The 12,841-nt window shown below is 37.5% G+C and carries 12 protein-coding genes; 3 read left to right on the forward strand and 9 right to left on the reverse strand.

Going from position 1 to position 12,841, the window contains the following annotated elements; genetic code table 11:
• Positions 1 to 44: 44 nt before the first annotated feature.
• The gene (locus R4Z10_RS19325) at positions 45 to 1,034 is read left to right on the forward strand and encodes a putative phage abortive infection protein (RefSeq protein ID WP_338470897.1); all 990 of its coding nucleotides are present in this window, start codon (positions 45 to 47) and stop codon (positions 1,032 to 1,034) included.
• A gap of 24 nt (positions 1,035 to 1,058) precedes the next feature.
• Positions 1,059 to 2,375 carry a GGDEF domain-containing phosphodiesterase gene (locus tag R4Z10_RS19330; protein ID WP_338470898.1) on the forward strand — a complete coding sequence of 439 codons (1,317 nt, stop codon included), beginning with the start codon at positions 1,059 to 1,061 and terminating at the stop codon, positions 2,373 to 2,375.
• Positions 2,376 to 3,131: 756 nt separating this feature from the next.
• On the opposite strand, the gene R4Z10_RS19335 is transcribed toward R4Z10_RS19330, so the two are convergent.
• Both R4Z10_RS19335 and R4Z10_RS19340 read right to left on the reverse strand, forming a co-directional pair.
• Positions 3,132 to 3,731, reverse strand: coding sequence for a nitroreductase family protein (locus R4Z10_RS19335; RefSeq protein WP_338473284.1), 600 nt, complete (start codon positions 3,729 to 3,731; stop codon positions 3,132 to 3,134).
• A gap of 120 nt (positions 3,732 to 3,851) precedes the next feature.
• Positions 3,852 to 4,079, reverse strand: coding sequence for a hypothetical protein (locus tag R4Z10_RS19340; RefSeq protein WP_338470899.1), 228 nt, complete (start codon positions 4,077 to 4,079; stop codon positions 3,852 to 3,854).
• 171 nt (positions 4,080 to 4,250) lie between these two features.
• Between R4Z10_RS19340 and R4Z10_RS19345 the strand changes: the two genes are divergently transcribed.
• Positions 4,251 to 5,432 carry an endonuclease gene (locus R4Z10_RS19345; protein ID WP_338470900.1) on the forward strand — a complete coding sequence of 394 codons (1,182 nt, stop codon included), beginning with the start codon at positions 4,251 to 4,253 and terminating at the stop codon, positions 5,430 to 5,432.
• Between the two features lie 235 nt (positions 5,433 to 5,667).
• Here the strand turns inward: R4Z10_RS19345 and R4Z10_RS19350 are convergent, their stop codons facing one another.
• The 7 genes from R4Z10_RS19350 to R4Z10_RS19380 form a co-directional block, all read right to left on the reverse strand.
• Positions 5,668 to 6,294: a YkyA family protein gene (locus R4Z10_RS19350; protein WP_338470901.1), complete on the reverse strand. Its 627-nt coding sequence runs from the start codon at positions 6,292 to 6,294 to the stop codon at positions 5,668 to 5,670.
• Positions 6,295 to 6,300: 6 nt separating this feature from the next.
• Positions 6,301 to 7,215, reverse strand: coding sequence for a polysaccharide deacetylase family protein (locus R4Z10_RS19355; RefSeq protein WP_338470902.1), 915 nt, complete (start codon positions 7,213 to 7,215; stop codon positions 6,301 to 6,303).
• A 673-nt stretch (positions 7,216 to 7,888) separates the two neighbouring features.
• Entirely contained in the window at positions 7,889 to 8,398 is a 510-nt protein-coding gene (locus R4Z10_RS19360; protein ID WP_338470903.1) for an isoprenylcysteine carboxylmethyltransferase family protein, read from the reverse strand.
• A 1-nt stretch (position 8,399) separates the two neighbouring features.
• Complete coding sequence (locus R4Z10_RS19365; protein ID WP_338470904.1) at positions 8,400 to 9,482, reverse strand: 3-oxoacyl-[acyl-carrier-protein] synthase III C-terminal domain-containing protein; 1,083 nt, start codon at positions 9,480 to 9,482, stop codon at positions 8,400 to 8,402.
• Positions 9,483 to 9,620 (reverse strand): hypothetical protein, encoded by a 138-nt coding sequence (locus tag R4Z10_RS19370; protein WP_338470905.1) that lies wholly within the window; start codon positions 9,618 to 9,620, stop codon positions 9,483 to 9,485. It lies immediately after the preceding gene.
• A 30-nt stretch (positions 9,621 to 9,650) separates the two neighbouring features.
• Positions 9,651 to 9,806 carry a Fur-regulated basic protein FbpA gene (locus R4Z10_RS19375; RefSeq protein WP_338470906.1) on the reverse strand — a complete coding sequence of 52 codons (156 nt, stop codon included), beginning with the start codon at positions 9,804 to 9,806 and terminating at the stop codon, positions 9,651 to 9,653.
• Between the two features lie 450 nt (positions 9,807 to 10,256).
• Positions 10,257 to 12,311, reverse strand: coding sequence for a catalase (locus R4Z10_RS19380; RefSeq protein WP_338470907.1), 2,055 nt, complete (start codon positions 12,309 to 12,311; stop codon positions 10,257 to 10,259).
• Between the last annotated feature and the right edge of the window lie 530 nt (positions 12,312 to 12,841).

The raw sequence follows: 12,841 nt of genomic DNA on the forward strand, positions 1-12,841 counted from the left end.
CATAATCTTGTTAACTAGATTAATATAGAAAGGGGCATAAAGTATTGAAACAAGGAGAAGTTCCAAATCTAAGGGATAATAAAGGGATTAAGAAAGATCCAAGAATCCGTGATATTCTCAAGGACAGATGGAAAAATTTTAAAGGTAAAGGTCTACTTGGAATCATCTTAGTACTTACATTCATTATTTTGTCGTTCGTTTATTTATTGCAAAGTAGCAGGTTTGATGAGTTTACTTTCACCGATTATGGCGAAATTGGAAGCTTTTTTAGTGGGATTACTACTCCGTTCCTAACCATTGTGGCTGTTTTCCTGGCCTATTTATCGTTTACAACTCAAAGTAAACAATTAGAAAAGCAAAGAATGGATGCTGCAAAGCAAAGGATTGGGGACATATTCTTTCAACTATTGAATTTACATAATAGCATTGTTAGTAGCTTAGAATATAATGAGAAAGAGGAATGGAAAAGTTTAAAAAAGTATCAGGTTGAAAATGAGAGCCCAGAAAAAGGTAATCCGGACGAAAACAAACCTAAGAATGATAACCAAGAACAAGACAATGCGAATATTAGTGAACCTAAGAGTGAAGATCAGCCTAGGATAGTTACTGGAAGACCATTCTTTAATAAAGTATACAATGATTTAATAAGAATCTATTTGTACAAGTCTAAAGAATTTAATGGGAGTCATGGAAATCAGTTGGAGTTATTAAACCAGAGTATGAGCACGCTCGATTCCCTGCATAAAGATAAATTTACTCATTATTATAGAAATCTATACCAGCTATTTAAATGGGTTCAAAAAAATAATGACAAATTATCTATGGAAGAACAAAATGAATATATTGATATCATCCGTGCCCAGCTTTCACACTTTGAGATTTATCTCTTATATTTTAATACGAATTGTTATGGAAAAGATGAGTTTTCTAAATTGCTGGATGACTATAACTTTTTCTATAAATATGAGAAAGCAGATGGCCTTAATATTATTGATCGTTTTTTACATGATGTGGATAGGAATAAGGGAAAATAATATTTCTACAAAGAAGGTTTTTTCATGAAAGCGCAAACTAAAGCTAGTCTATTAGATCATGAAACAGGATTACCGAGTGAAGAATTAATAGTGGATCGACTCCAAATGAATATGGCTTTCTGTCGAAGATTTCATATGTCTACGGCTATTTGTTATGTAAGAACCTTTCTACCCCCTGAAATCAATGTAGATGAAGAAGCTGATTTAGTCACCAGATTGAAAAAGATGATGGTTGAACGATTCAATAAGTGTATACGAGAGATTGACTCAGCGGGAATGATAAATGAAAATGACTTTTTACTATTATTAATGGATGTAAGCGAAAAAGAATGCAGAGAGATTATTAAACGAATTTATAGATCTCTTTCAGGACCCTATACGTTAAAGCAAAGAAGCATTTACATCAGTCTAAACATGGGAATCTGTATGTTTCCGTACGATGGGGATACAATTGCCGATCTTAAATTGCTTGCAAGAACAGAGATGATACGAGCACGCCAATTGGGAGACAATCAGTATTGTTTTTATGAAGGAAATTTAAATGACAAGGCTTATCGCCAAGTTCTTATTGAAAGTGACCTTTCCTATGTGGTGAGAGATCAGCAATTATATGTCGTCTATCAACCTCAACTACAGTTGAACGAGCAAAAAATATTTGGAGTCGAAGCGCTAATTAGGTGGAACCATCCTAAATTAGGTGAGATTAGACCCGATGAATTTATTCCAATTGCAGAATCGATGGGAAAATCGAATGAAATTTTTTACTGGATTTTGAAGGAAGTTTGTCAACATATCAAACTAATAGATGCACATTATGATTTGCCAATCAAATTTTCAATAAATCTTTCTATTACCCAGCTGTTAATCCCTGATTTTGTAAGCAGTATTTGTGATATTTGTGAAAAAAATGGAGTCGATAAGGACAGATTGATCTTTGAAATTACGGAAAATAGCCGTCTTTATAGGGAAGAAAAGCTGAAAGCGACACTTATTTCTCTACGAAAATTAGGCTTTATGATTGCTCTTGATGACTTTGGGAATGGCTATTTCTCTTTTGCGGATTTGATTCATTTACCTCTTGATGTGATTAAATTTGATAAGAAATTTGTAACGAGTCTTATAGAGAACAATAAGTTAAAACCGGTGATCTCGCCGATCATTGACATGGCTCATAACCTTAATCTGCAAGTAGTTGTAGAAGGAATTGAAACCAGCAATCAATATCAAGACTGGAAACAACTCAACGGAGACATCATCCAAGGTTATTTTCTGAGCCAACCCGTTCAGCACACCCAACTATTACAAACTTTAGAAAAGATACAACAGGAAATACATGGGTAAGTCATGGCTGTTAATTAGATTTTGAAAATCGAGTTGAGCAAAAGCTTATTTCATCGTGCCAAAAGTCTAATAAAATAAGGGTGAAATGCTTAGAATTTTTATTAGTTAGACCTTAAACTTTTAAGGTCTAATTTTTTTCCTAAATATCACTTTTTTTGCAACAAAATAAATTGGCATAAAGATTACTCCGAAAAGACTTATATCAACTAATAATGATAACAAGTTAAATTGGTCACTAAAAAAGTTATAGTTAAAGCCTATAGGTGTTGATACCCCTTCGTAAATAATCACAGTTAATAAAATACTAATGATTCCTAAAGAAAAATCTTTCAAATCATCCAGCTCCTAAATTAAAAACCATTTATTTTATAATATATTTACCTAAACTTTAAAACAATTATTAAATTTATAAAACAACAATCTTTAGAAAAATAGCTAAAACCATTGAACAGCCCCCAATTGTTAGATGTAGCTAATAATTGAGGGCTTTTAAGTTTGCCCGTGACCATCGGGTGGTCACTGTGACCACGACAGATAGCGTCAATGAAACATTCTGTGAAAAAAGATTTTTCGGGGCGTCCCTGTGACGTGGTTAATGATGGGAGTCTCTTTTAACATGTTTAATAGATTCCTTCCAACACTAAACGGTTAAACAGAGGGACAGCCTATACTCCCTTGAATACTATTAAACGAAAAAAGATACCATCCATTGTTTTGACGGTATCTTTAAAGCCGGATTCATAGGATACTGGTTGATTACTTGAAAAATTTCACACGATCTTCAAGTGGTAGGAATTCCTTTTCGCCTGGTTCGGCTATTGGATTACCAAATGGCATTTGTGCAATAAGCTTCCAATTTTCAGGGATATTCCATTCTTTTTTCACTTCATCATCGATTAGTGGATTATAGTGTTGTAAAGAGGCTCCCAGTCCCTCTGCTTCCAATGCTGTCCAAACCACTAACTGGTGCATACCTGATGCTTGGTGTGACCAGATTGGAAAGTTGTCAGCATATAAGGAAAATTGTTCTTGAAGCGACTTAACTATAGCTTCCTCCTCAAAAAATAATACCGTTCCATAACCTGCTTTAAAGGAATCCATTTTTTGTTGAGTTCCTGAAAAGTCCCCATCACCAACTACTTTTCTTAACGATTCAGTTGTAATGTCCCATAATTTATCGTGAGCTTCCCCTGTCAATACAACTAGACGAGCTGTTTGAGAATTGAAAGCAGATGGAGTATATTTTACAGCAAATTCTACAATTTCCCTAATTCTTTCATCAGATACTTTTACCTCTTTATTGATTCCATAATATGAACGTCTTTCCTTAAGTGCAGTGTAAAAATCAGTTGCCAAAGCCTTTGCCATAACACGTTTCCCTCCATTTTTTAAATTTTAATTTAACCTTAAGTAAAATACTTTAAATTCAGCATAATCTTAATTTAAACAATATTCTTTGTCAATTAATTACCCTTACTACAGATTTCTACTCCCCTTAAACAAAATCGTCGATCGATATTTATTCATTACTCGGATCGTGCGATTAGAAAGCTTGTTTCTTCCAAAAAGAAGGCCAAACTCTAACGTTGCTTTGTCGGTTGTCGTACCGTCTACATAATGAGGTTCTTCAATAAAGGTGATAAAAGGGTCCAATGAAGCTTGTTCCCCTTGTCCATTATTTCCACTCAGAAATGTTTTTTTCACCAAAGTGGAAATGAAACGCTGGGATGGTTCAACTGTCCCAGCGTTCCTAGGTATACGAAGCTTTACAGTATGTTTATGTATAATAGGCTAAATATTAATAATAGTAAGGTAGTATTGTCGTTAAGCTAGATAATCTCTAGCTGTTAAATAAATTTTAGAGGAGGAGAATGTATGCAAAAGAATCAAAAAATCAGGCTATTATTTTGTGTACTGTTTATTGTATTTTTATTGCTTCAGCCTTATCAAATTTATCTAACAAATGCGGCAACCGAAGATGGATCATGGTCTTCGCCTTATTCTGTTTCACAGGCAATGAATAATCAAAATAACTCCATTAAAACCATTCAAGGCTATGTTGTTGGACAACCCATCTCAACAAGTACAGTGATTACGTCTAATTTTCCCAATAATTATGCACTAGCCTTAGCGGATAGCCCAACGGAGACGAATACAGCGAATATGATTTATGTTCAAATTCCCTCCTCATTTCGCTCAGCCTATGGTTTAAATTCGAATCCTTCCTTGATGGGTAAAAAACTAAAAGTGACTGGGACACTAACCGCTTATTTTTCCCATGTTGGGTTAAAAAATAGTTCAGCTTTTGAACTACAAGAAGGACAAACAACCAATCCTAAGCCAGAACCACAGCCAGATCCAGCTCCATCAACAAGTGGTTATTATGATGCTGCATACGGAAAAACAGGTGAAGCCCTAAAAACCGCTTTACATAATATTATTGATGATCATACAGAACTATCTTATTCAAATGTATGGGATGCACTTCGAGTTACTGATGAAAACCCTAGTAACTCTAGTAATGTTATTCTTTTTTATACTGGACGGTCTCAAGGAAAATATGCAAATGGTGCGGGTGTAGATGATTGGAATCGTGAGCATGTTTGGGCCAAATCACACGGAGACTTTGGAACAAGTATGGGCGCCGGAACGGACTTACATCACTTACGTCCAACAGATGCTAGTGTCAATAGTTCAAGGGGGAATCTTGATTTTGATAATGGAGGCAGGGAACATGCAGAAGCTGCTGGAAACTATTATGACTCCGACTCTTGGGAGCCAAGAGATCAGGTAAAAGGGGATGTAGCCCGGATGTTATTCTACATGGCCGTACGTTATGAAGGAGACAGCGGAGAACCTGATTTGGAATTAAATCATTTAGTCAATAACGGTTCCCAACCTTATCATGGAAAACTATCTGTATTGCTTCAATGGCATAGAGAAGATCCTGTAGACGATTTTGAACGACAGAGAAACGAACTCATATACAGTCAATACCAACATAATCGTAATCCTTTTATTGATCACCCAGAGTGGGCATCAGCCATTTGGGAATGAGCAATGACGGAATTTAAGTCACTATCTTAAAACGCAGTTTCCAAAAAGCAAGAACGAATATTAACAGGGCATGAGTTCAATTTGAACACATGCCCTTCCATTTGCCTTTGATTCGGCTGTAATTTTGTATTGTACTATTTTTATCCATAAAATTAGTATAACGGAGGATGTCGCCATTCCTCCGTTTCACATTGGAAAAAATCAAGGAAACTTTAGAACCGTGCGTATCAATGGTTCACAGAAAGTCGTTTATTCCTTCATTATATTTTTCCGTAAATTGATTAAATTGGTGGATCATTTCTTCCATATCTTGATTGTGTTTATTTATTTTGTGAATTTGCTGGTCAAGGTCTTCTAAGGGGTACTTTCCATCTGCTAGTTGTTGATAAAAGGAGTTCTCCCATTCTAAGGTTTCATGGTAGGCCTCAAAGAAATCCTCTATTAATCTCTTTCTCTCGTTCATCATCACAACTAATTCGAATACTTGCTTCTTTTGATCTTCATTTTTGATCTTTTTCATAGGTTTCTCAATGGCTACAGTCGTTTCATAAGCTTTTTGGAAGTTTTCCTCTGCCTCTGCCAGCCGTTTTTCTTGTTCTTCCCTATATGTATTGGCCTCATTTATTTTTTGTGTTATGAGGTCCTTATCATCGTAGTTGAGGTTGATTAGATCAAGGTAGACTGATTGCGCATTTTTTCTCGCTTCATCTAATTTCTTTTGATTGGCAGCGAAATCTTTTTCAAACGGAGCAGACTCCTCTATCAGCTTAACCATTTTATTTAACTGTTTTTCATCGGATTGACAACCCATTAGAAAAGCTGTGAAAAATAAAATCATCGTAACAGCCAGTAACCGATTCACGTTAGCCTACCTCCCAACCGTTGAATTAGATACCGGTCGACAGCGTCCTTCACACTGAAAGGTTAAAGGAGGCATTTCATTCGTCAACACTTTCGTTTTATAGCCTTGACTCTTAATATAAGATAACAGTTCTGGTAAGTAGTTGACGGTCTCTTGTCGATCATGAAGAAGAATATTGGGGATTTCACCTATTTGTTTCACTTTTTCTATTTCTTGGATGGTATGTTGGACATATTGTCGATTATTAAATTCCCAATCAAGACTATCTACATTCCAATCCCATATTTGGAACCCATGCTGCCACAGTCTATAGCGCATCTCCTCAGTTAAATAGGGAAAACTGCCGTATGGGAGACGGATGATGTCAGAGCGAACTCCTGTTGTGGATTCCAAAATAGCCTGATCCTCAATCATTTCTAATGATGGTGAAGATGTACTACTGTAAATTCTATCCAGTTTATGGGTAATCCCATGCAGGGCAAGTCCATGACCTTCTTGATGCATCCGCTTCACAGCATCCGGATATTCCTTTATTCTTGGGCCCAGCATGAAAAAAGTAGCTTGCATCTCATAATCGTTCAAGATATCCATTAATTGCCCTGTAACGTCTGACGGTCCATCATCAAAGGTAAGATAAACTGCATTTTCCTGCTGATCAATCTGATTTTGCTTAGCAGCTTCTTCCTTTCGAAGGGCCTCCCTTGTCTCGATTTCCCATTCAACAATCGATTGACCTAATTTAGAATCAGAAAAAGTCGCCACTGGCTCCGACGAGAAAGATAACCGTTTCAATGAATCTTCTAGTTTAGGATCACTGGCTTTCTTTTCATTGTTACCAATTAATCCAGACAAAAGTACGATGATGACAGTTAAAAGAATAGAAACTGCAATTTTCCCTCTCGTGTTTAACCTCCTATGCACATCTCTTCCTCCCACCGAAATACTCTTAGTCTATTATTCTACAAATACAATTATATTTTAACAAAATTTCCCAGGAAATGGGAATTGTTTTTCGACATTTTCGTGGCGTCTATTCATTCAGGGCGTCACTGTGACGGCTTGCTGTGACCACATGCGAAGTTGCCTTTCCATCCTTTCCCATTATATTAAGAGGAACACGAATCATGCATTAAACTTTTCGAGTTGGCACACAAAATCTCCAACCTTTATTGTGAAACATGATTTTTCGGGGCGTCACTGTGACGAAGCTAATTAGTGGGGATGTTTATTGTGGGAACGGTAGCATCCGAACCGCTCATTAGCACTGAGTTCGATCTAACTGTATCTGCTTTGGTCATTCTTTTAATCTTACATATTCTGTTCTCTAAATTAACTTTATGGCAATGGGGGAACCGTTTCTTTTTAGGGGGCCTACACTTTTAGTCAAGCACGGGGAAGACTGTAGAAGACAAATATGGAAAATGGAACACTTGTCAGCCAACAGTCTAAACGCGAGGATATTATCCACGCCTATGTTAATGAAAAGACAAACAAACTAAACATTCATAAACGCTTGGATATGGAATAGGTAGTTTAAACCGGCTATTAAATAGGACACAAAAACCATCCCTGTGAAACAAGATTTTTCGGGGCGTCACTGTGACGCCGCCAAGTTTAACGCTCTTTCTTCAGCCGCTATCCGAATGCGTAAAATAATGACATTCAATACTGAAAAGAAGAAGGCTGTAAAGTAAGCTTGAAACAGTAAGGGAATGACAATAAATTCAATGGTCACGACTAAATAATTAGGATGTTTTAAAAACCGATATGGCCCCTTACTAACAAGTTCTACTCCAGGTTTCACAATGATTTTTGTATTCCAATACCTTCCTAATGAAGTCAGTGCCCATACCCTTACACATTGGGTAATGAAAAAAATGCTTAATATGATGGGCCATAAGGGGTTGATTTCGTTATTTCCAATCATCACTTCGAGAAAAAAGACGATAAAAAACAGCGTGTGGATGAAAACGATGAACGGATAGTGTTCCTGTCCGAACTCTTGAGCCCCTCTTGCCTTCATCCACTCCTCATTTCGCTTGGCAATGATGAGTTCACCGATTCTCTGCAAAACAATCAATGTAAAAAATAAATAAAACCACATATTATTTCCACCTTAGCAATAATAGTTCTGAACTAAACCCTGGTCCTAATGCCGTACATAGACCCCAATCACCCGGTTTTCCTTGACTTAGAAATCGATGTAAGACAAATAAAACCGTTACAGATGACATATTTCCATATTGTTTCAACACGGAAAGCGGAGTCTCAATCATCGTTGGTTCAAGCCCTAGAGATAAGGTGTAGGCATCCAACACCTTTTTACCACCAGGATGTGCAATAAAATGATTGATCTCTTCCATTGAGAGCTCATTTGTCTGCAAAAATTGTGAAACATTTGGTTTTAACCATTTTTCAATAATCGAAGGAATGTCTTTCGAAAAAATCACAAACAACCCTTCATTTTCAATGCTCCATCCCATCACATCAAGTGAATTTTTCATCGTTGTCGACTGTGTCGCCTCTATGTATGGGATTGACGGTAATTTACTCAATTCACGCGAAACCTCATCCCCGGTGACGAGCACACAAGCAACCCCATCCGCAAATAAGGAAGTTCCGATTAAATTACTTTTAGAATGATCATTACGTTGAAAGGTCAAGCTGCAAAGTTCAACCGCTAAGACGAGAACTTTTGCTTCGGGATATGCTCGGCAGTATTCAAAAGCCCTTGAAAGGCCTGCAGCCCCTCCCCCACATCCTAACCCCCAAATCGGAATCCGTTTCGTTTGTTCAGAAAAAGGGAGGATATTCATAATTCGAGCCTCTATACTAGGAGTGGCGATTCCCGTACTCGTTATAAAAAAGATCGCGTCAATCTCTGAATACGATACCGGTCTTTTTAATAAATCTTCATTGTTCAAACACTTCGTAATCGCTTCCGCTCCTAGGTCTACAGCCGTTTCAATAAATGCATCATTCTTCTCCTTAAACGAATGATCTTTGTTATACCATTCCATTTTTTTTGCAAAATGTCTTTTCTCTATCAGCCCATTGTTAAAGGCATTTAACAGTCGATCCAAGTCCTTAAATGATTGAGAAAAAAGATTACGTGAAAAATTCATCACTTCTTGCTGTGTCAAAACGTGAGGTGGAACCACTTCACCCACCGAAACAATTGCTGCCATCTATCCATCACCCATTTTTTGGTTAATAACATTAACCTCCCCATAAAACTCATTATTATTCGGGATGAAACGGCGGGACGGTTCTGCTGTTTCAACAATAAATTCCAAATGCCACATCGCTTCATACTCAGCAGCCAAAATAAAAAACGTGAGGACTGGCCCCACGTTTCAACTAATTTGAATTTTATTATATTCTTTCTCTAAATCAGACAAACTCAATTCAAATAAATGAGTATTATCCTTTTTATAGATTCCTCGACGAATTAATTTATCGATCAGGAGACTTTTTTCCTTCTCTAAATCATCTTGAAATAAAGTTTCCAATGTTATCCTCTCCTTTTTTTAATAATTTAAGATACCTATATTTTTATTTTCACCGTTCATTTACTAAACATGGAGTTATATATAGTAGATTAACTTTTTTGTGGAACACCGCAATGGTTCGTCATTCTTTAAATGGACAAATGAAACGCGAGAACCGTCCCCGCGTTTCATTTTTACCCTATTTTTTAGAGTTACAAACCATTCTTCATGGTTGTCACGTTAATAAATAGGTTGCCCCTTCAACCTTATTCCCGAAAACGTAGTTCTTTATACTTCTTCACCTTTAACAACCAGAAAAAGAAACACATTAAAATGTGTTTCCAGCTTCCTTATTTTGTTAAATGTTAGGGCGGTTCTATTGTTTTAAGCAACCTAAATTCTAATCACCACATCAACTCTAATGAATATTTTCGATCAGTAATGAAACGCGAGAACCGTCCCCATGTTTCATTAAACGATTTTCCGGTCCCAGTGGCGGTGGGCTGTTATTGCGTTTATGAAGTTTTGTGTGAATTGTTTCATATCGTCTCCAATTATGACGCCAGGGCTGTTTGTTAAGTTCTCCTCTTGAAGGTATTTTTTGCCTTCGTGGGTGGCGCCAATCGGCTTGTAGTGACAAAATGCCTCTTTAATGAAATAGGCTGCGTTTTGGTTAAACTCTTTGCTTTCAACATTTCCGCCGACTGCATAGATAGCATCAAACAATACGGAATCACTTGTTAAGAAGGTGTGGTCAACTTCCAGTTCTGTACCATCAGAACCTTTGCGTTTCCCTAGCTTATCACTAATAATTTCGACTTGAATGCCTTCAGCTTTTAATGTTTTTAATACGTCCGATACATCCGCGCCGTTAAAATCATTGCTAATAATCACACCTACTTTACGTGTTTCAGGGCTTTTCTTTGTATTTTCCTGGCTAAGTGCCGGAGATGATTTTGTTATTTTAGATGCTGCTTCTCCTTGAGGCGGATTTGCACCAATATTATCCGCGATCGCCTTTGCAAGCTCTACACTAACGTTAGCATACATATCAACCACTTGCTGCTGTACATCTTTACTCTGTACTTTTCCAAGCTCAAAACTGAATGCCTCAATAATATGCTCTTTTTCAGGTTGACTCATACTGTTCCAAAACAGGATAGCTTGAGAGAAGTGATCTTTAAAGCTATCGCTTCGGGCTTGTATTTTTCTGCCTTCTACTTTTTCCTGATAATGAACATACCCACCTTCTTCTTCCGTTGCAGGCATCGGTGCATTTGATGCTAGTGAATTCTTATGGTAACTCACCATTCCTTTGTTAATCGTTTGACGTCCATAGCCATCACGCTGGTTGTTATGTATCGGAACAACCGGTCGATTGATTGGCAGCTCATGGAAGTTTGGTCCGCCAAGGCGAATTAATTGGGTATCTGTATAGGAAAATAAACGGCCTTGAAGCAAAGGATCATTCGTGAAATCGATCCCTGGTACAACATGACCCGGGTGGAATGCGGCTTGCTCTACTTCAGCAAAAACATTATCGACATTCCGATTCAATGTCATTTTCCCAATGATCTTTACTGGAACTTCTTCTTCAGGCCACAGCTTTGTCGCATCGAGGATATCGAAATCAAACTTAAATTCGTCTTCTTCCTCGATGATTTGAACACCTAATTCATACTCCGGAAAATCACCGTTTTCAATGGACTCCCATAAATCACGGCGATGAAAATCAGGATCCTTTCCTGCTATTTTTTGTGCTTCATCCCAAACAAGTGAATGAACACCCAATTTAGGCTTCCAATGAAACTTTACAAACCGCGCTTTCCCTTGGTCATTCACAAAGCGAAAAGCATGAACACCAAACCCTTCCATCATACGAAAACTGCGCGGAATCGCACGGTCGGACATATTCCACATAATCATATGAGCGGTTTCTTGGTTATTCGCTACAAAATCCCAAAAGGTGTCATGAGCCGTTGATGCTTGTGGAATCTCATTATGTGGTTGGGGTTTAAAAGAGTGTACTAAATCCGGGAATTTAATTGCATCCTGAATAAAAAACACGGGAATATTATTTGCAACTAGATCATAATTCCCCTCTTCAGTATAAAATTTTGTCGCGAAGCCACGGGCATCCCTAACGGAATCAGCGGATCCGCGTGAGCCTGCTACAGTGGAAAATCGCACAAAAACAGGCGTTTTAACAGATGGATCCTGCAAAAACTTCGCCTTTGTATACTCTTTCATGGACTCATATACTTCAAACTCCCCATGGGCTCCGAAACCGCGGGCATGCACAACTCGCTCTGGAATACGCTCATGGTCAAAGTGTGTCATCTTTTCACGAAAATGAAAATCCTCCATTAAGGTCGGACCACGTTCACCCGCTTTTAAGGAAAACTCATCCTCCGAAACCTTTAATCCCTGATTCGTCGTCAAATGTTGACCATCATCATCCACCCGAAACTGCTCCAACTGCTCATCTTTACTAAACTCATTCACATTCTTCCCCTTATTGCTCATCACTGTACCTCCCCATAGGTATAAAATCGGCAAAAAACCTTCTATTTGATTTCATACCCTGAATGGGGGCAAACGAAACGTCGAGACGGTTCTGATGTTTCATTTTGAAACGTGGGGACGGTTCTGATGTTTCACTAAATTAATAGATATGGTAAAAATGACTTAAATAAAACGGCCATACCTGTAATAAATAAACAAAAGGAAGTAGGTTCTCTATAAATGCTAGAAACCTACTTCCTATCTATTATTCACATATTGCAGCTCTCTTACCTCGGGTAAAACCCCGTCTATTTTTAACCTATCTGTACTTCTATACTTTTGAAAAATGAACCAGGAGTTCCGGGTCACGATACTTATTTTACATTTCTTTTCTTACCACACCTAATACATTCACCTGTATAGTAGCTAAATTTATGCCTCCTGCGAAAAAGACATACAATCATCTTTAGCTTCATCGCTTATTACACCTCTGTTGCTTCTGACTTACAATACTAATCTTATCAGACCAACATGTTAGAACTATTACAAAG

It is taken from the genome of Niallia sp. XMNu-256 (assembly GCF_036670015.1).
Taxonomy (GTDB): domain Bacteria; phylum Bacillota; class Bacilli; order Bacillales; family Cytobacillaceae; genus Bacillus_BD.